This window comes from Verminephrobacter aporrectodeae subsp. tuberculatae At4, assembly GCF_000193225.1.
GTDB classification, from domain to species: domain Bacteria; phylum Pseudomonadota; class Gammaproteobacteria; order Burkholderiales; family Burkholderiaceae_C; genus Acidovorax; species Acidovorax aporrectodeae.
Genome location: NZ_AFAL01000396.1, coordinates 1 through 18,622 on the forward strand (window position 1 = coordinate 1; position 18,622 = coordinate 18,622).

The 18,622-nt window shown below is 65.0% G+C and carries 15 protein-coding genes; 5 read left to right on the forward strand and 10 right to left on the reverse strand.

The window, feature by feature from the left end:
* Positions 1-65 precede the first annotated feature (65 nt).
* From VTU_RS0110840 to edd, 4 genes are all read right to left on the reverse strand, one after another.
* Entirely contained in the window at positions 66-1,031 is a 966-nt protein-coding gene (locus VTU_RS0110840; protein ID WP_010104069.1) for an ABC transporter permease, read from the reverse strand.
* A 12-nt stretch (positions 1,032-1,043) separates the two neighbouring features.
* The gene (locus VTU_RS0110845; protein WP_010104070.1) at positions 1,044-2,618 is read right to left on the reverse strand and encodes an ABC transporter substrate-binding protein; all 1,575 of its coding nucleotides are present in this window, start codon (positions 2,616-2,618) and stop codon (positions 1,044-1,046) included.
* A gap of 184 nt (positions 2,619-2,802) precedes the next feature.
* Positions 2,803-3,447, reverse strand: coding sequence for a bifunctional 4-hydroxy-2-oxoglutarate aldolase/2-dehydro-3-deoxy-phosphogluconate aldolase (gene eda / locus VTU_RS0110850; protein WP_010104071.1), 645 nt, complete (start codon positions 3,445-3,447; stop codon positions 2,803-2,805).
* Positions 3,438-5,219, reverse strand: a complete 1,782-nt coding sequence (gene edd / locus VTU_RS0110855) for a phosphogluconate dehydratase (RefSeq protein WP_010104073.1) — start codon at positions 5,217-5,219, stop codon at positions 3,438-3,440. Before edd ends, eda begins: the two co-directional genes overlap by 10 nt.
* Positions 5,220-5,291: 72 nt before the next feature.
* On the opposite strand from edd, the gene VTU_RS0110860 reads away from it, so the two are divergent.
* From VTU_RS0110860 to VTU_RS0110870, 3 genes are all read left to right on the forward strand, one after another.
* Positions 5,292-6,197: an SMP-30/gluconolactonase/LRE family protein gene (locus VTU_RS0110860; protein ID WP_010104075.1), complete on the forward strand. Its 906-nt coding sequence runs from the start codon at positions 5,292-5,294 to the stop codon at positions 6,195-6,197.
* A gap of 59 nt (positions 6,198-6,256) precedes the next feature.
* Entirely contained in the window at positions 6,257-6,895 is a 639-nt protein-coding gene (locus VTU_RS0110865) for a nucleoside/nucleotide kinase family protein (RefSeq protein WP_010104077.1), read from the forward strand.
* Between the two features lie 98 nt (positions 6,896-6,993).
* Positions 6,994-9,234 (forward strand): PhoX family protein, encoded by a 2,241-nt coding sequence (locus VTU_RS0110870; protein WP_010104078.1) that lies wholly within the window; start codon positions 6,994-6,996, stop codon positions 9,232-9,234.
* Positions 9,235-9,625: 391 nt separating this feature from the next.
* On the opposite strand, the gene VTU_RS32725 is transcribed toward VTU_RS0110870, so the two are convergent.
* The 6 genes from VTU_RS32725 to VTU_RS0110905 form a co-directional block, all read right to left on the reverse strand.
* The gene (locus VTU_RS32725; RefSeq protein ID WP_138927856.1) at positions 9,626-10,921 is read right to left on the reverse strand and encodes a hypothetical protein; all 1,296 of its coding nucleotides are present in this window, start codon (positions 10,919-10,921) and stop codon (positions 9,626-9,628) included.
* A gap of 8 nt (positions 10,922-10,929) precedes the next feature.
* Positions 10,930-11,616, reverse strand: a complete 687-nt coding sequence (locus tag VTU_RS0110885) for an outer membrane lipoprotein-sorting protein (RefSeq protein ID WP_236610707.1) — start codon at positions 11,614-11,616, stop codon at positions 10,930-10,932.
* A gap of 68 nt (positions 11,617-11,684) precedes the next feature.
* Positions 11,685-12,908 (reverse strand): ABC transporter permease, encoded by a 1,224-nt coding sequence (locus tag VTU_RS0110890; protein WP_010104080.1) that lies wholly within the window; start codon positions 12,906-12,908, stop codon positions 11,685-11,687.
* The gene (locus VTU_RS0110895; protein ID WP_010104082.1) at positions 12,905-13,591 is read right to left on the reverse strand and encodes an ABC transporter ATP-binding protein; all 687 of its coding nucleotides are present in this window, start codon (positions 13,589-13,591) and stop codon (positions 12,905-12,907) included. The genes VTU_RS0110890 and VTU_RS0110895 overlap by 4 nt, the downstream gene beginning before the upstream one ends.
* A 3-nt stretch (positions 13,592-13,594) precedes the next feature.
* Positions 13,595-14,269: a hypothetical protein gene (locus VTU_RS0110900; protein WP_010104084.1), complete on the reverse strand. Its 675-nt coding sequence runs from the start codon at positions 14,267-14,269 to the stop codon at positions 13,595-13,597.
* Between the two features lie 244 nt (positions 14,270-14,513).
* Positions 14,514-15,524 (reverse strand): alpha/beta hydrolase, encoded by a 1,011-nt coding sequence (locus VTU_RS0110905; protein WP_236610708.1) that lies wholly within the window; start codon positions 15,522-15,524, stop codon positions 14,514-14,516.
* A 201-nt stretch (positions 15,525-15,725) separates the two neighbouring features.
* Between VTU_RS0110905 and VTU_RS0110910 the strand changes: the two genes are divergently transcribed.
* Together VTU_RS0110910 and VTU_RS0110915 are read left to right on the forward strand one after the other, a co-directional pair.
* A complete protein-coding gene (locus VTU_RS0110910; protein WP_010104094.1) occupies positions 15,726-17,078 on the forward strand; it encodes an efflux RND transporter periplasmic adaptor subunit in 1,353 nt (450 codons plus the stop codon).
* Positions 17,079-17,093: 15 nt separating this feature from the next.
* Positions 17,094-18,622, forward strand: a 1,529-nt coding sequence (locus tag VTU_RS0110915; RefSeq protein ID WP_010104095.1) for an efflux RND transporter permease subunit, incomplete at its 3' end; no start/stop codon positions are given.

Below are 18,622 nucleotides of genomic sequence, written 5' to 3' on the forward strand. Positions count from 1 at the left end.
GTCGAGCAGGCGCTGCCAAGCCGCTGGCTCCTGCACGGCGGCTGCGGTTTTCAGGGAGCGCGTGTTCATGCCGGACGGACCCGGGGATCGACCCGGAAATACAGCAGATCCACGGCGGCGTTGATGCCCACGAAGAGCAGCGCGATGAGCATCAGGTACGCGGCGATCACCGGGATGTCGCTGAAGGTGATGGCCTGGATGATCAACAGCCCCATGCCGGGCCACTGGAAGACGGTCTCGGTGATGATGGAGAACGCGATCAGCGCGCCGAGTTGCAGGCCGGCCACGGTGATCACCGGGATCAGCGTGTTCTTCAGCGCATGGTGGAAGTGGATGGAGCGCTCGGCAATGCCGCGGGCGCGGGCGAACTTGATGTAGTCGGTGCGCAGCACTTCGAGCATTTCGGAGCGCACCAGGCGCATGAAGAGCGTCAGCTGGAACAGCGCCAGCGTGATCGACGGCATGACCAGCGACTTCCAGCCGCTGAGCGTCAGCAGGCCGGTGCTCCAGGGGCCCCACTGCACCACGTCGCCGCGGCCGGAGGCCGGCAGCCAGTTGAGCTCGACCGAGAAGACCAGGATCAGGAGGATTCCCGTGAGAAACGAGGGCATCGAAATGCCGATCAGCGAGACCAGCTGCATGAGCTGCGCGATCCGGGAGTCGCGCCGGATGGCGGCGTACACGCCCATCGGGATACCCGCACCCAGGGCCAGCGCTGCCGCGCAGAAGCTGAGTTCGAGCGTTGCCGGAACCCGCGACCAGAGCAGTTGCCCCACGGGCTCCAGGTTGCGGTAGGAGACGCCGAACTCGCCGCGCACGGCCAGCCCGAGGTACTTGTAAAAGCGCACGAGGAGCGGCTGGTCCAGTCCGAGCGAGGTCCGCAGCGCCTCCTTTTGCGCGACCGTGGCGCTCTCGCCCAACAGGTTGTTCACCGGGTCACCGATGTAGCTGAACAGCAAAAAGGAGGTAAAGGACACCCCGAGCATCACCAGCAAGCCATTCCAGGCGCGGATCGACAGGAAGCGGAGCATCGGGAGGGGCCCTCACCCGGGGACGCTGACCAGCCAGAGGCGCAACTGGTTGTCCGGCCCCTGCCGGAGATCGACGCCCTTGCGCGCGGCCCAGGTGACGGGCTGCTGGTGCAGCGGCAGGTAGGCGAAATCGTTGCGCGCGATCGCGACGACCTCGGCGATCAGCGCACTGCGCCGGGTGCTGTCGAGTTCGGTGGCGATCTTGGGCAGCAGGGCGTCGAGCGCGGGGTTGGAGTAGCGGCCCGCGTTCAGGCCACCCTGCGTGTCCGAGCGGGTGGCGAGCGTGTCGAACAGCTGCGCGTAGGCGTCGGCCATGGGCAGGCCGGCGTGGCCGATCATGTAGAGCGACACGTCCATGGTGTTCAGGCGCACGTGAAACTTGCTCATGGGCTCGAGCTGCGGAGTCACCCTGATGCCCACGCGGCCGAGCATCGAGACGATGGCCAGGCAGATCTGCTCGTCGTACACGTAGCGGTTGTTCGGGCATTGCATGCCGACGGCAAAGCCCTCGGGGTAGCCGGCTTCGGCCAGCAGCTTCTTTGCCGCTTCGGCATGAAAGGGCAGCAGGCGGGTGTTCAACTCCCTGGGCGCTCCATTCAGCAGGGGCGACAGAATCATTCCTGCGGGCCAGGACTGGCCGCGCATCACCGAACGCTTGATGGCTTCGACGTCGATCGCCTGGTACAGCGCCTTGCGCACGCGCAGGTCCTTGAACGGGTTCCGGCCCTTGACGCCGGAGTAGAGCAATTCGTCGCGGAACTGGTCCATGCCGAGGAAGATGGTGCGCAGCTCGGGCCCCTGCACCACGGTGAACGCGCCCGAACTGCTGATGCGCTGCGTATCCTGCAGCGGCACGCTGACGCTCGCGTCCAGCGCGCCCGACAGCAGCGACGAGGTGCGGGTGGCGTCGGACTGTATCGGCGTGAAGACGACTTCGCTCAGGTTGTGCCCGGGCTTGTCCCACCAGTCGGGGTTGGCGACGAGCACGGTCCTGACGTCCACCGCGCGCGACTTCAGCATGAAGGGGCCGGTGCCGTTGGTGCTGCGGTTGGCGTGGTTTTCCTTTTTCTGCTTCAGGTCGCTGGCCTGCGTGGCCTTGTTCTTTTCGCACCAGGAGCGGCTCATGATCACGAGGTTCAGGAGTTCGTTGAGCAGCAGCGGGAAGGGCGCGCGGGTCTCGACGTCCACGGTGAAGGCATCGACTTTGCGCACGTCCTTCACGTCGCCCAGATTCATCTTGGCGATGGAGCCGGGCGTCATGACGCGCTGCCAGCTGAACACCACGTCGTCGGCCGTCATGGCTTCGCCGTTGTGGAACTTCACGCCGCGGCGCAGCTTGAAGCGCCACAGGGTCGGGGACAGCGCGCTCCAGGAATCGGCCAGCGCAGGCTCAATCTGAACCTTGTCGTTGAAACGCACCAGCCCTTCGTATATGTTGCCCATAAAGGCATTGGTGAACGTGTTGTTCGTCGAATACGGGTCCATGGACAGCGCGTCGGACGATGCGCTCCAGGTGAATGTCCGTGCCTGCAGGCCGCCGACGCTGAGCAACAGCGCGGCGCCAAACGCCATCAGGTGTTTTTTCATGGGGGGCTCCTGGGCCGGGAATCGGGGCCTGCGTTGCGCCGGTTCGCGGCCGGCGCTGACCTTGCGGCCGATGTTAAAAAGTGTAATTCCCGGCTTGCGCGTTTTACCCAGGGGTTTTCCCTAGGTGGTCAGGTGCAGCCAAGTCGCCGTGCCCGGTGGGGCGACCCGGCCGCCGAAGTGGCTACTACATGGCTCCGCGCAGCGCCTGCGCGGCGCGCGCCAGCGCGGTGATGCGCGCCCAGTCGCCAGAGCGCACGGCATCGGCGGGCGTGAGCCAGGAGCCGCCCACGCAGCGCACATTGGGCAGCGCCAGATAGTCGGGCGCCGTGGCCGGGCCAATGCCGCCGGTGGGGCAGAAGCTGACCTGGCCAAACGGGCTGACCCAGGACTTGAGCAAGGGGATTCCGCCTGCCGCCTCGGCGGGGAAGAGCTTGAGGAATGAGAACCCGTCGGACAGCGCGGCCATGATCTCGCTCGACGTGGCCACGCCGGGCAGCAGCGGCAGCTTCAGCGCCTTGCACGCGTCGCCCACCTGCTGCGTATAGCCCGGGCTCACGGCAAAACGAGCGCCGGCCGCGCTCGCGCGGCGGGCATCGTCGGCGTCGAGCACCGTGCCCACGCCGACCACGGCTTGCGGCAATTGGCGCGCAATGGCTTCGATCGCGGGCAGTCCCGCGGCCGTGCGCAGCGTCACCTCGAGCACCTGTACGCCGCCGGCGAGCAGCGCCTCGGCGAGCGGCAGCGCGTCGTGCACGTGCTCGATCACGATGACGGGAATTACCGGGCCATGGCTGGCGATGTCCAGCGGGGTGGCAGGGGTCACAGCCATGTGCAGGCTCCTTGTTCGGCGCCGCCCGCATGGCGGCGCATGTTGTGGAAGAGTTCGCGGCCAAAGCCGGTGAGCGCAGGCGGCGGGCCGGCGCAGGGGGTGCGCGCGGACCATTCGGCCTCATCGACGAGCACGTCCAGCGTCCCCGCGACGGCGTCCACGCGCACCACGTCGCCGTCGCGCAGCAGCGCGAGCGCGCCGCCGGCCAGCGCCTCGGGCGTGACGTGGATCGCCGCGGGCACCTTGCCCGAGGCGCCGCTCATGCGCCCGTCGGTCACGAGCGCGACCTGAAAACCCTGGTTCTGCAACACGCCCAGCGGCGGCGTGAGCTTGTGCAACTCGGGCATGCCGTTCGCCTGCGGGCCCTGAAAGCGCACCACGGCCACCATGTCCTGCCGCAGTTCCCCGGCGTTGAACGCGGCGAGCAGCGCCTCCTGCGAATCGAAGACGCGCGCCGGCGCCTGGACCACGTGGCGCTCCTCGGGAACGGCCGAGACCTTGATCACCGCGCGCCCCAGCCGGCCCTGCAGCAGGCGCAGCCCGCCCGTGGCCGAGAACGGCCGGCGCACGGGGCGCAGCACGCTGTCGTCCCCCGGCACCGCAGGCGCGCCCTGCGCACCCGCGGCAATGCCGCCGGCGTTCACGCTCAGCACGTCGGCGTGCATGAGGCCGTTGTCCAGCAATTCGCGCAGCACCCACGCCGGGCCGCCCGCGGCCTGGAACTGGTTCACGTCGGCCTCGCCATTGGGATACACGCGGGCGAGCAGCGGCACGGCGCCGGAGAGTTCGTCAAAGTCCGACCAGTCGATGAGCACGCCCGCGCTGCGCGCGATCGCCACCCAGTGGATCAGGTGATTCGTCGATCCGCCCGTGGCCAGCAGCGCCGCCATGGCGTTGACGATGCAGCGCGCGTCCACCAGCCGCCCGATGGGCGTGAAGCGCGGGCCGCGCGCACCGATGTCGAGCACGGTGCGCAGCGCCGCGCGGCTGAATTCCTCGCGCGCAGCGCTGCCGGGCGGCGCAAACGCCGCGCCCGGAACGTGCAGGCCCATGGCTTCGAGCAGCATCTGGTTGCTGTTCGCCGTGCCGTAGAAGGTGCAGGTGCCGGGGCCGTGGTACGCGGCCGATTCGGCCCGGAACAACTCGTCGCGCCCCACCAGGCCCTGCGCGTACTGCTCGCGCACCTTGGACTTGTCCCGGTTCGACAGGCCCGTCCCCATGGGGCCGGCAGGAACGAAAACGCAGGGCAGGTGGCCGTAGTGCAGCGCGCCGATGAGCAGGCCGGGGACGATCTTGTCGCATACGCCCAGCAGCAGCACGCCGTCGAACACGTCGTGCGACAGCGCCACCGCAGTCGCCATGGCGATGGTGTCGCGCGAGAACAGCGACAGTTCCATTGCGGGCGTTCCCTGCGTGATTCCGTCGCACATGGCAGGAACGCCCCCGGCCACCTGCACGCTGACTTGCAGCCGGGCGGCCTCGTCGCGCAGCAGCGCGGGGTAGCCCTGGTACGGTTGGTGCGCCGACAGCATGTCGTTGTACGCCGTGACCACGCCGATGTTCGGCCCCTTCTCGGCCACGACCCGGAACTTGTCCGCACCGGGCAGCGCGGCGTAGGCGTGGGCCAGGTTCGCGCAGCCCATGCGCTCTTGCGCGGGCTTGCGCCGGAGCATGGCGTCAACGCCCGCGAGGTATGCGGCGCGGCTGTCTGCGCTGCGCCGGGTGATGCGCTGCGTGACGCGCGCGAGGACTGGATGCAGGGGATTCTCCATCGCTGGTTTGGGCCGGAGGGCCGACTGGACTGGGGCCTAGAATGTAATTCGATAACCTGTTTGCTTCAAGCCATGACCCTGCAAGCCCTGCCGCTGCCACCTTCCGAACTCGGCGAGTCGCCGTTCTGGCACCCCCTCGAGAAACGCCTTTACTGGTGCGACATCCAAGGGTTTGCAGTGAACGCCTGGGAACCCGCGACGGACCGGCGCTGGCAGTGGAAGATGCCCAGCGAACCCGGCTGCTGCGCGCCCGCATCGGACGCCCGGCTTGTAATCGGGTTACGTGATGGTTTCCACCTTCTGCACACGCTGACGGGTGCGCTCGACTGCCTGGCCCGGCTGCCTGCCGAGCGGCACGACACCCGGCAGTTGCGCCTGAACGATGGTCGCTGCGACACCGCGGGCCGATTCTGGGCGGGTTCGGTGATCACGCCGCGCAGCGCGCCCGATGCGGCGCTGTGGCGGCTGGAGGCAGGGGCTGGCGGCTACCGCCTGGATTACATGGCGGGCGATAACTTCACGGCCAACGGCCTGGCGTTCAGCCCCGACGAGCGCTTTCTGTATTGGGCGAACACGCCCGAGCACCGCATCGACCGCTTTGACTTCGATGCGGCCAGCGGAAGCATCAGCGGGCGCCAGCCCTGGGCCCGCTTTCCCCGCAAGGAGCCCGGCGAACCCTACGGCGGCCGCCCCGACGGCGCGGCGGTGGACGTGGACGGCAACTACTGGGTGGCCATGTACGAGGGCGCCTGCGTGCTGCAGTTCTCGCCCGCCGGCGCATTGCTGCAGCGCATCGCCACGCCCGTGCAATGCCCCACCATGGTCTGCTTTGGCGGGGACGATGGGCGCACGCTGTACATCACCTCGGCGCGTGCGGGGCGACCGCAGCAAGAGCAGGACGCAGCCATTCCCGCAGGCTCGCTGTTTGGCACCCGGGTGGCGATAGCCGGGCTGCCGGTGAATTTTTTCAAGCCCTGACGCCGACCGGGAGCGCAGGCGAAACGCACGGACCATCGATCCATGAACGGGCAAATTCCATGACGCAGCACGTACAAACGCTGACCCTCGCGCAAGCCTGCGGGCGGCTTCAGCTATTTCTCTCCCGCAGTTCCAGAACGATCCTGGGCATCGTCGGACCTCCGGGGGCAGGCAAGTCAACGGTTTCGCTGCGCCTGCACGCCCTGTACCCCCAGCAGTCGCAGATCGTGCCGATGGATGGGTATCACTTGGCGAACAAGGAGTTGGATCGCCTGGGGCGTGCCGGGCGCAAGGGCGCACCGGACACTTTTGATGGCCATGGCTACCGGTCGCTGCTCGAGCGCTTGCGCAAACAAGGGGACGACGAGCTCATCTACGCCCCTGAATTTCGCCGGGAAATCGAGGAGCCCATCGCCGGGGCCATTCCCATCTTCCCCCATGCCAAACTGCTCATCGCGGAGGGCAACTACCTGGCGCTGGAGCAAGGCGGCTGGGGCCACGTGGCGGCCTTGCTCGACGAACTGTGGTACGTGGAAGTCGATCCTGCCCTGCGGCTGCAGCGTTTGCTCGCCCGGCATATGCAGTTTGGCCGCTCCCGACAGGCCGCAGAGGATTGGGTAAGAGATATCGACGAACCCAACGCCCGACTCATAGAGTCCACGCTGGCGCGCGCGCACTTCAAAGTGCGTGAGGAATGATCGGGCGCATTGGAATGGCAGCGCGGGGGCTTGCGTAACGCATCTGTCATCGTGGCTCCATACCATCGATCGCACCCCGTTCGAACTTTGGAGAATCCATGAGCAGCCAGCCCCACGACAGCGGCATCCCCAACCACCTGGATGAAGACGAGATCAGCAACCAGTCCAGCAACCCCCATATCCAGGAAATCGTGGCTGCGCGCATGAGCCGCCGCGGCGTCCTCAAGGGAGGGATTTCCGTCACCACGGCAACGCTGTTCGGCAGTCTTGGCCTGAGCGCATGCAGTGGTGGCGGCGATGGTGGTGGCGGCAATGGCGGGACCGCTGGCGGCGGCGCTCCCGGTGGGGATGCGGCCCCCACCCCTACCCCCACCCTCCGGTTCGAGGCCGTCCCCAAGAACAAGAATGACTTGGTCAGCATCGCTTCCGGCTATCGGGTCAGCATCCTCCACGCCCTGGGGGATCCCCTGCAGTCGGGCGACGCGGCCTGGGCCGACGATGGGTCGGAGACGCCCGATTCGTACAACCGGCGCATCGGCGACGGCCACGATGGCATGCACTACTTCGGGCTGTCGAATGCCGGCGCCTGGCAGGCGGACCGCTCTGACCGCGGCCTGCTGTGCGTGAACCACGAATACGTGGTGGGGCCCCACTGCCTGCACCCGAATGGCCGCACGGCCGGCAGCGTGCGCGTTGCCGCCGAAGTCGACAAGGAGATTGCCGCGCATGGGGTGAGTGTCTGCGAAGTCAAACGCGGCGCCGACATGAGCCTGTCCATGGTGCGCGACTCCCCGTTCAACCGCCGCATCACCTCCGCCACCCTGATGGATTTCTCCGGTCCGGCCAAGGGCTCGAACCTGCTCCGGACCAAGCAGTCGCCCACTGGCACCACGACGCGCGGAACGAACAACAACTGCGCCAACGGCTACACGCCCTGGGGCACGTATCTGACCTGCGAAGAGAACTACCTGAACGTGATTGGCCGGGCCGCCGACGACGACGCGGAGCGCAGCGCCAAGGAGGTCACCGCCCTGAACCGCAGCGGCCTGCCCCAGAACCGCAAGAGCCCCTACCTGTGGGACACCCCCGGCAGCAGCGACGACTACGCCCGCTGGAACGCCTCGGTCACCGGTGCCAGCGCCGAGGCGGACTTTCGCAACACCGCGAACAACTTCGGCTGGATCGTGGAAATCGACCCCTTCAGCCCCAGCTCGAATCCGGTCAAGCGCACGGCGCTCGGTCGCTTCAACCACGAGGGCTGCTGGCCCTGCAAGGCGGTCGCAGGCAGACCGGTGGTCTTCTATATGGGCGATGACGGCGGCAGCGAGTACATCTACAAGTTCGTCTCCAAGGCGAACTGGGATCCGGCCGACGTCGGCAAGGGGCTCGCCGCGGGCGCCAAGTACATGGACCAGGGCACCCTCTACGCGGCCAAGTTCAACGCCGACGGCAGCGGCAACTGGCTGGAATTGACTTTCGGCAAGAACGGGATCGACAGCAGCCATACCACCTACCCCTTCGCCGACCAGGCGGACGTCCTGATCAACCCCCGCCTTGCGGCCGACAAGCTCGGCCCGACCAAGATGGACCGGCCGGAATGGGGCGCAGTGAACCCGTTGAACGGGGAGGTCTACATGAGCCTGACGAACAACAGCGCGCGCGTCGCGCCGACTGCCACCCCCACCGGCTACCAGCTCAGGCCCGACGCCGCGAATCCGCGCTACTACGAGGACCTGAAGAACGGCACGTCCGTGCAAAAGGGCAATCCCAACGGCCACATCATCCGCTGGCGCGAAGCCGGCGACGACCCGGCCGCGAGCGCATTCACCTGGGACATCTACCTGTTCGCAGCGCAGGCCGACGCTGCCGCCGACGTGAATCTCTCCAAGCTCACGGACGTGAACGACTTCTCCTGCCCGGACGGCCTGTGGTTCGATAGCCGCGGGATCCTGTGGATCCAGACCGACGACAGCGCCTACACCGACGTGACGAATTGCATGATGCTGGCCGCAGTTCCCGGCAAGGTCGGCGACGGCGGCGCGGCCACCGCGGCGGGAGGCACCTCGACCATCCAAGGCGCGAACGCCAACGGCACCACGGTGCGCCGTTTCCTCACGGGCCCGAAGGACTGCGAGATCACCGGGATCGCCATGACGCCGGACCGCAAGACGCTGTTCTTCAACGTGCAGCACCCGGGCGAGGCCGCGTCCGCTGACCACGGCGCCAAGGCGTACACCAGCTATTGGCCCGCCAGCCAAACCGACGGCGCGGCGAAGAAACGGCCCCGCTCCGCAACGGTGGCGGTGACGCGCAGCGACGGCGGGGAGATCGCCCTCTGAGAGCGTGTGAATTTTTCAATTTCAGCAATGGACCCGGTACAAGCCAAACCCATTCCGTTATGCACAAGTCATGAAAACCTATACAAATCAACAACTAAGTCAAGTCACGGTAATGACCAACAGGTTGCAAAGGGCCGGATAGGCGATCAAATTCAACATGAGAGGACTCGCCGCCTCTCTGCTGAGCCAAAAACCAGCGAAGAGCCCGGCGAGCCGCAATGAATTCGCTGCGTTTGTCTGCTCGGGCAATGTTGGCGGCACGCACCAACTCAGCCGATGGCAATGATTCTTGGCTACTTAACACTGTCGCTACTGCTGCAGGCCCAAGCACCCACACGGTGATCTCATTCGGACGCAGTCTGGGCGGCAGTAAGTGATCGAGTAGATCAGTCTAGTCAAAGAGATAACGTAGACCGACCTGCACCTGCGTTCGCGCCAGCGCTGAGCCGAACTCGGAGCCTTCACGACCAGCAGTGCGCTGAAATTCGATCCAAGCGTCCAGCCTTTTCCCTGCTGGACTATAGCGCAGACGCGGCTGCCACAAGACACTACGATCCCTCCCTACCAGAGCGCCAAGAGCTATGGAAAAATCATTGTCCAGGGGTCGGTCGATCCGTAGCAGAAAACTATCGCGCTGGCGGGCTCGCAGCGCTTGGGCGTCCCAAGCGATGTTGAAGGCTGCTGCCGTACGGTCTTGCCGCAGCAGGCTACGATGGAAATCAACGATTTGCCCCCATCGGCGGTAATCTTGAGGCGACATTCCGCTTTGATCATGCCGCCATTCGAAACGCAAATTCAGTTGCGTCTCACTCGTCCAGCCTATACCCAGCATACCACGGGTATACCAGCGATCCTCCATCAGTCGTGTTGCGGCATAGGAGCCACTGTTCGTATAAATATCGTCGCCCCCCAAGGGCGATGCCCCATCAGGATAAATGTTGCGAAGCACTGGCTGCCGACTTCCGCGTTGAGAAAACAAGGCACCATACAACTGCATCTGTGCATTTGGAGTATGAACAAAGGCGGCACCAAAACCCGCGCGCATATCCGATGGCTTTTGTACCAGCGTGGTTACATAGGTTTCCTCAAAATTGACGCGGAGAACACCCAGCCATTGACGAATGCCTCGGTTAAAGTTTGGATTCTGACTGTTAAAGCGGTAAGTAGTGTTCGTGCTGCTATCGTCGCTGTAAATCAGATCTGCGCCCAAACGCTCTCCGTTGTAACTAAGCTTGGCAATGGGGAAGCCACGCACGCGGGCTGCCAGATCCTCTGTGTCGCTGGAGGTAATGTTGTCCTTGAGAAAATCCAGCACATGCGCGTAATGGGCGTTATCGAAGTTTTCATTGAACTTGCCCAAACGCAACGCCCAGCGATCCGACAGCAGAAACTTTGTGCGCAACTGTAGTAGTTGACCGCTACTACGTTCATTGTTGAAGACTGACCGTCCTTCGCTACCACGAACCTGGTCGTAGTCCAATCGGTAGCGAAAGCCAAGATCCTCCCATTTGCCGTCTATCACGGCGGCACCAGTATATTGTTTAGCTGGCACGCCAGATAGCCAACCAGGATCCAAGTCGCGACGAAGCTCGGTGGCCTGTCCAGTGAACACCAAAGCAGATTTAAGCTCCAGCGGGTCAGCGTGGGCAGATAGGCATGCACCCACCAAGAAGGTGCCCAAAAACATCCACCCTCTCATTCCATCAACCCATCAAGCGTGAACTTCTGACTGGGGAAGTCTTTGGCAGTGACCGATTCGATGATCATCTCGGTTTGTTGTGTGCTGTCAACTCCATCACTGAGAACGGTGCGCTGCGTCAGAACCCTGCTGCCAAGCTTGACTGGCTTGTCAAAGCGGGCTGTTTTGAAAAGCTTACCGCTCTTCAGATAAAACGCTGCCTGCACTGGCCAGCCACCGTCGCGTGCAACGTAGAGATCCATCTTGGCATAGGCTGCGGTCGGTTTGGCAGCCGTCAGGCTTAGCGCCCAAACCGGGATGTCATTTACAGTCTGCTCCGCGTTGACCTGATACTGGGCAGCGTAGTCATCTTGCCAGCGCAAGCGTCCCAGGTCACCGTAGCTGGCTTCGCCCATCAGACGCTGAATCGGTGTAATACGAATCGGCAAACTGGCACGCGGCATGCGCACCCACACAGCCTCTTTGCTCATCAACACGACTTGGCCAGCACTGCGCCCACTGAGCACTTCCACTAATGACAGATCTGCCCCCTTGAGCCGCACGCGCATCTCACTGTCACCATCTGGCTTTTGGTCTTTGGTACTCTTGAGTTTGACCTTGAGCTCGGCCGACTCATCTTGCTGCCTGAAATTATCGGCCTGCGCCAACAACGCCGAAGGGTGTGGACGCTCGGCAGCGAGCACAGCAGCACCTCCAAATACGCTGAGGCACAAAATCAAAAGAAGAAAACGCATAGTGCAATAACTCCCGCTCAAACGTGATTGAGCTTTTCTATGATGGATAAACGACGTATCACCCGATGTGGTGCCCAGGCAGCCAGCGCACTCAGCATGATGAAGACCAGCCAGATCATCAAGCTGCTATCCAATTGCATAGCAATGATGAGCGGGTAATCAGTGGTGCGCCCAGGCGGTGGTGGCATGCGGATGTCGGAAAGATTAACCACCAGCGCTGTCAGCAACGCTAACACCAAGCCGACGCTGCCACCCAGCATGCCGATCATTCCACCTTCGAGCAGAAAGGTCTGTTGAATACGCCGATCTGGAATTCCAATGGCACGAAGCGTCCCAACTTCGCGGATGCGCTCCATGACGCTCATCAGCATGGAGTTGGCGGTGGAGATAAAAACCACCATCGCAATGATGATGCCCAGCACGGTGAAGATGATGCGGTACAGCGATACAACCTGATTGTAAAAAGGTGCCAGTTCAATCCAGCGCTTGATATCCAGATCTGGAAGCTGCGCACGCAGGCGTGAGGCCAATGCGTCGGTGGCATCGGTGTCGCGCAGCGCCAACACCAAGCGTGATATCTTTTGGGTCACCAACAATGACTGCACGTTTTGCAACGGCATCATGATGGCGCGGCGATCAAGATCCGGCACCCCTGTGCGATAGGTGCCAGCAACCACGGCATCGACCGCGTTGAGAACGCCGTCTTCGGTGGTCACCATGACGGTGATCGTATCACCCGGTTTGACCTGAAGGCTGCGCGCAAGATCGACGGCAATCAGGATCTGCTCAGGTCTGCTGGGATCGTCGCTCAAACCATTGCCAGAGACAATCGGAGCAAACACGGTAGAGAGGCGGGACTCTTTTTCTGGCTCCACGCCCTGTCCTACAAAGGCCACGCTGCGACGCCCCGTGGAGAGCAAGCCCTCAAACAAGACGCGCCGAGTACTGAAGCGCAACCCGGACTCTTGCTGGAATTTGTCTTCCGCGGCCTTGACCTGCTGCGGACTCAGGCCATACTGCAAGGGCCTTTCTTCGTTACCCTCAAACTGGCCATGTGCGCCTATCTGGATGTGCCCTAGTTCGCTGCTGATGATGGATTCGCGCAGGCCATAAAAGGATGCCAGTACAAAGCCGATGCTCAGCAACAGCGCCATACTGCCGCAGGCAACAATGGCGGCAGAAAGCACAGTGCGGCGCCGGTTGCGTGCGACATTGCGCCAAGCGTAGACAAACCATTTCATGCCAATATTCTTCCGTCGGAGAGTGTGAACAACTTCTGAGCGCGCTCCACCACACGCGCATCGTGAGTGGAGAACAAAAAGGCAGTGCCCAGTTGCCGATTGAGCGACTGCATTAGATCGAGCAGTTGTGCAGCGGTCTGGCTGTCCAGACTGGCGGTGGGCTCATCGGCCAACACCAACAGTGGCGCGTTCACCAACGCCCGTGCCACTGCCACCCGTTGTTGCTGGCCGCCGGAAAGCTGCTTGGGCCGGTGGCCCATGCGATCAGCCAGCCCCACCGCATCGAGCAGATTCTCTGCACGCTCGCGGCGCTCGCTCGGCGACATGGATGTCATCAACAAGGGAAGCTCGACGTTTTCCCGTGCACTGAGCACCGGAACCAGGTTGAAGCTCTGAAACACGAAGCCCAAGCGACGCCGTCGCAATTGATCAAGCGCCTCAGTAGCTCCGTGGTCGACCGTCTTCCCGTCGAGCCAAATTTCACCCTGATTTGGTGGCTCCAACAATCCAAGCAAATTGAGCAAAGTGCTCTTGCCACTGCCGGAGGGGCCACACAAGGCAGCAAAGTCGCCCTGCTCAATTGTGATGTCAACCCCACGCAATGCGGCTACCGAGGTCTCACCCAATGCATACAACTTGTGCAAATTGCTGGCGCGCAGAACAACGGGAGACTCGACCACCATGGCTTACCTTTCTGCCCAAACGGCGTCTGCCGTGACTTTGTCTACTGCTCTCGCTGTCTTCAGTTGATCTGCGGCTTTATCCGCTTGGTTATCCCGGTGCGCATAGACAGCCAGCCAAGCGTAGACAGAGGCCTGATCCTGTGCCTTCATACCCTTGAATCCTGGGTTGCTGAGTACATTGGTCAAATCCCCCTGCGCCACCGAACCACGGCCGAAGATCGCTGGAATGCGCGCGCTGGTAAGCGCACGTACCATGCGCACTTGAAGTATCGTGTCGGGATTGACCGGAGCCCGCGAGGCGATGTCCAGAGCCTGATCCATCATGTCAATACCGTCTTTGAGGTAGCTTAGCTTGTTCCATGGCATCCAGGCGTCGCGCGCCCGCTGCGTGGCGAGGCTGCCTTTATAGACCAGGGCAATTGGATTGTTCGGCATGGCCTTGACCGTTTGTTCGGCCACACTGAAAGCAGCATCAAGCTTGCCAGGGTCTTTCGCAGCTTCAGCAAAGGCCTGGGCGAGGTGTTTCAGGGCCGGGTCGGAATGCTCGCCATAAGCTTGCACAGCAGAGGATGCCAGTAGGCTAACGCCAACAACAATGTTCGTGATGAATTTCAAATGGGTCATGGGATTATCACAAAGGTAAGAATGGATGCTCAGAAAGACGTTGAAGTAACTCATCGGGCATGGTGCGCAGATTTCTTCCATGGGCAGCCAGGCAAACCATCTTGGCCGCAATGGAGCACAGATGCACCTGACCATGCTCGATTCGGGTTTCCCACACGGAGTAGGCCTCGCGCAGTTGTCGTGTTGTTCTGTCTGCTCTTGCGCCCCGTCAGCCTGGATCGTCTCTGGGGAGTGCTTTGCGACCTTGCCCGACAGGTGTCAGTTGAGCGTCGAGCCACTGCGTGTGCGTGACCCGGATTCACTCCTTGCAGGCCCGTGCCACCGCGCGCACGGCCACCGCGTCCAGCGTCAGCCCCATGTGCTGGACGCCGGGCACAAGGGTCACGGGAACTGGCTTGCCCGCCTCGGCGAACAACGCGGCGTAGCGCTCGGCGTACATCAGCTCGTCGTCCTGCCCGGCGACGATGCACAGCTTGCCCCGGGCGTTGCGGATGTCGCTCTGGTAGTCCCGATGCGGGCCGAAGCTCATCGCCAGGGTGTACGAATAGCTGGGGGTGAGCAGATGGTGTATCGCGGGCTCCAGGGCAAAGCGCAGCACCGGCAGATGGTTCCAGCGGGTGATGCCCGCGCCATTGAGCAGGGTCAGCGCGAGGATGCGTGGCAGGCCGACGGAAGCCCAGCCGCCGCTGTCGGGCCGCGACGTGGGGGCGCTCGGGCCCACATAGGGCGCGAGCAGCACGTAGCGCTCGAACAGTTCCTGCCTTGCGCTGCCCGCAAGGCGCAGCACCAGGCCCCCGCCGGACGAAAAGCCCATCAGCGTCTGCGGACCGGAATGGGGCACGGCGCGCAGGAAGTCCTCGACGTCGTCTTCCAACTGGCCGACGTACGCCGCCTGCCCGCGCGGACCCGATGCGCCGTGCCCGCGCATGTCGAGCGCCGCCACGGCGTAGCCTTCGGCCGCCAGGGCCTGCGCGAGCACGTGCATGGACTGCGCGTGCGCCGAGGACCCATGCACCAGCAGCACCCGGCGCAGCGCGCTGCCCGCCACCGGATGCTCTGGGCCGTAGGCCCGCCACGCCAGCGCCGTGCCGTCGCGTGCGGTGTATTCCTGCGCGCGCGGTAGCTGGCTGTAATCCACATTTTCGAATGGACTGCTGATGCTCGCGAGCGGCGCGATGTCCCCGGGGCCGCCCCAGGCGATAGCGGCGGCAAGGCCTGCGCTGAGTGCCAGCAGCAGGCATGCGGGGATCACGATGAGTCGTTGCATGGGCAGGTTGCGGCGCGCTGCGCGTCGGGTCGTCTGTGTCACGGTGCTGAGCCTTGGAGCGGGGGGGCGCTGACTGTGCCGCGAGAACCCGGGCAGCGCCAGCGCCGGGCGACGAAATACGCCCTGGCCGGCGCGAAATGCACAATGGCGGCGCGATCCGCGGGGTCGGCGGGGCGCTGCTCCCCCACAGGTTTACTTTTCTTCGCACGGCGTTCAAGAAGGGGGGCGGAGTCAGCCTCTACGATGCGCCACGCCCTGGGCCTGAAATCCGAGAACACGCACACCGCCATGATGAATCCGCAGGAAGTCAGCACGCCCCCACCAACGGCCTCATCCGCCTCATCGGCCTTATCCACCCTGCCGGCCCCATTGCCCCCGCCCGCCGCCGCCCCGCCCGCGCGGCGCTTGCGCTGGGTGGGGAGTCTGGTGGCGCTGCTTCTGGCGGGGCTGCTGGGCGTCGCCGCCTGGTATCTCGTCGGGCGCGTGCAGGGCGGGCGGGGCCAGGATTCCGGACACGGCCAGCCCCTGGTCACCGTGGGCGAGGCCACGGTGACCAGGGCGCAGCTGCCGGTGCTCATCGACGCGCTCGGAACGGTGCTGGCGGCGAGCACGGTGACGCTGCGGCCGCAGGTGTCGGGCATGCTCACGCAGGTGCTGTTTACCGAGGGGCAGATGGTGCGCAAGGGGCAGTTGCTGGCGCAGATCGACCCCCGGCCGTTCGAGCAGGCGCTGATGCAGGTCCGGGGTACGCGCCAGCGCGACGAGGCGCAGCTGGAGCTCGCCCGCCTCACGCTGGAGCGCTACCGCACGCTGCTCGCGCAGGACTCGATCGCGCGCCAGGAGGTGGACGGCCAGGCGGCGCTGGTCCGGCAGTTGGAGGGCACGGTGCTGAGCGACCAGGCACAGGAGGGCACGGCGCGGCTGAATCTGGAGTTCACGCGCATCACGGCGCCGGCCGGCGGGCGCATCGGCCTGCGCACGGTGGACGCGGGCAACCCCGTGGGCCCGGGCGACGCGGCGGGAATTGCCACCATCACCGGGGTGGCGCCCATCGACGTGCGCTTTGCCGTGCCGCAGGACCGTGTGGGCGAAATCCGCGCGGCGCAGCGCGGCGCGGCGGCGCTGACAGTGACGGCGCTGGACCGGGCGCGCCAGACGGAGCTCGACACCGGCCGCTTTTCCACGCTGGACAACTTGGTCGATACCACGACCGGCACCGTCAAGGCCAAGGCGCATTTCGAGAACGCTGCCGGCGCGCTGTTTCCGAACCAGTTCGTGAACGTGCAATTGCTGCTGCGCCATGTGAGCGCGCTGGTGGTTCCGGTGACTGCCGTGCGCACCGGCGCGCAGGGCGACTATGTGTACGTCATCGGCGCGGACCGCCGGGTGTCGCTGCGCCAGGTCCGGCGCGGGCAGGCGAGCGCGGAGCAGGTGGCGATCACCGAGGGGCTCGCGCAGGGCGAGCGCGTGGTGACCGAGGGCGGCGACCGCCTGCAGGACGGCATGCTGGTGCAATTGCCCGGCGCCCGCGGCGGCGCACAGGGTGCACGGACTGGAGACGGCGCGCGCCGCCAGCGCCCGTCCCCGAAGCCCTGAGCGCGGGCAGCCGGCATGAGCCCCTCGCGTCCGTTCATCGAAAGGCCGGTGGCCACCGCGCTGCTGATGCTGGCGATCGTGCTCGCGGGCCTGCTGGGCCTGCGCTTCTTGCCGCTGTCGGCCCTGCCCGAGGTGGACTACCCCACGATCCAGGTGCAGACCCTGTACCCGGGCGCGAGCCCCGAGGTGATGGGCCGCACGGTGAGCGCACCGCTGGAGCGCCAGTTCGGCCAGATGCCGGGGCTCGAGCGCATGGCTTCGCGCAGCTCCGCGGGGGTGTCGGTGATCACCTTGCAGTTCAGCCTGGGGCTGGCGCTGGACGTTGCCGAGCAGCAGGTGCAGGCGGCCATCAACGTGGGCAGCGCGCTGCTGCCGGCGGATCTGCCGGCGCCGCCGGTATACGCCAAGGTCAACCCCGCGGACGCCCCGGTGCTGACGCTGGCGATCAGCTCGCAGACGCTGCCTCTGAGCGCGGTGCAGAACCTGGTGTACACGCGCCTGGCGCCGAAGATCAGCCAGGTCAGCGGCGTGGGGCTGGTGTCGCTCGCGGGCGGGCAGCGCCCTGCCGTGCGCATACAGGCCGACACCCGGGCGCTGGCGTCGTACGGGCTGGGGCTGGACAGCCTGCGCACGGCCATCAGCGCGGCGAACGCGAACGGCGCCAAGGGCAGTTTCGACGGGCCGCAACGCGCCTACACCATCGACACCAACGACCAGTTGCTCACGGCGCAGGACTACCGGGACCTCATCGTGTCCTGGCGCAATGGCGCGCCGGTGCGCATGCACGCGGTGGCGCGGGTGCTCGACGGCGTCGAGAACGAGCGCCTGGGCGCCTGGGCGAATACGACCCCGGCGATCATCCTCGACGTGCAGCGCCAGCCGGGGGCGAACGTGATCGCCACGGTCGAGCGCATCCGCCAGCTGCTGCCCGCGTTGCAGGCCGACCTGCCCGTGGCGCTCGAGGTCCAGCTGCTCGCGGACCGCACCACGGGAATCCGGGCGGCCGTCGAGCACGTGGAGTTGGAACTGGTCCTGGCCGTGCTGCTGGTGGTGCTGGTGATCTTCTTTTTTCTGCACAGCCTGCGCGCCACGGTGATCGCCAGCCTGGCGGTGCCGATCTCGCTCGTGGGCAGCTGCGGCGTGATGTACCTGCTCGGCTACGGGCTGAACAACCTGAGCCTGATGGCGCTGACCATTGCCACGGGCTTCGTGGTCGATGACGCCATCGTGATGCTCGAGAACATCGCGCGCCACCTCGAAGCGGGCGAGACGCCCTTGCAGGCTGCGCGCAAGGGGGCGGCGCAGATCGGTTTTACGATCGTCTCGCTGACGGTGTCCCTGATCGCCGTGCTCATCCCGCTGCTGTTCATGCGCGACGTGCTCGGGCGGCTGTTCCGCGAGTTTGCGGTCACGCTGGCCGTGAGCATCATCCTCTCCGCCGTGGTGTCGCTGACGCTCGTGCCCATGCTCGCCGCGCGCTGGCTGCACCCCGAGCCCGCAGGCAGTCCGCGCGGTCTGGCGGGGGGCATACAGCGCGGTTTCGA

Bases quoted from the DNA above. Each gene is read 5' to 3' on its own strand.
- VTU_RS0110840 (WP_010104069.1), bottom strand. From the start codon at position 1,031: ATGCTCCGCTTCCTGTCGATCCGCGCCTGGAATGGCTTGCTGGTGATG.
- VTU_RS0110845 (WP_010104070.1), bottom strand. From the start codon at position 2,618: ATGAAAAAACACCTGATGGCGTTTGGCGCCGCGCTGTTGCTCAGCGTC.
- eda (WP_010104071.1), bottom strand. From the start codon at position 3,447: ATGGCTGTGACCCCTGCCACCCCGCTGGACATCGCCAGCCATGGCCCG.
- edd (WP_010104073.1), bottom strand. From the start codon at position 5,219: ATGGAGAATCCCCTGCATCCAGTCCTCGCGCGCGTCACGCAGCGCATC.
- VTU_RS0110860 (WP_010104075.1), top strand. From the start codon at position 5,292: ATGACCCTGCAAGCCCTGCCGCTGCCACCTTCCGAACTCGGCGAGTCG.
- VTU_RS0110865 (WP_010104077.1), top strand. From the start codon at position 6,257: ATGACGCAGCACGTACAAACGCTGACCCTCGCGCAAGCCTGCGGGCGG.
- VTU_RS0110870 (WP_010104078.1), top strand. From the start codon at position 6,994: ATGAGCAGCCAGCCCCACGACAGCGGCATCCCCAACCACCTGGATGAA.
- VTU_RS32725 (WP_138927856.1), bottom strand. From the start codon at position 10,921: ATGTTTTTGGGCACCTTCTTGGTGGGTGCATGCCTATCTGCCCACGCT.
- VTU_RS0110890 (WP_010104080.1), bottom strand. From the start codon at position 12,908: ATGAAATGGTTTGTCTACGCTTGGCGCAATGTCGCACGCAACCGGCGC.
- VTU_RS0110895 (WP_010104082.1), bottom strand. From the start codon at position 13,591: ATGGTGGTCGAGTCTCCCGTTGTTCTGCGCGCCAGCAATTTGCACAAG.
- VTU_RS0110900 (WP_010104084.1), bottom strand. From the start codon at position 14,269: ATGAGTTACTTCAACGTCTTTCTGAGCATCCATTCTTACCTTTGTGAT.
- VTU_RS0110910 (WP_010104094.1), top strand. From the start codon at position 15,726: ATGCGCCACGCCCTGGGCCTGAAATCCGAGAACACGCACACCGCCATG.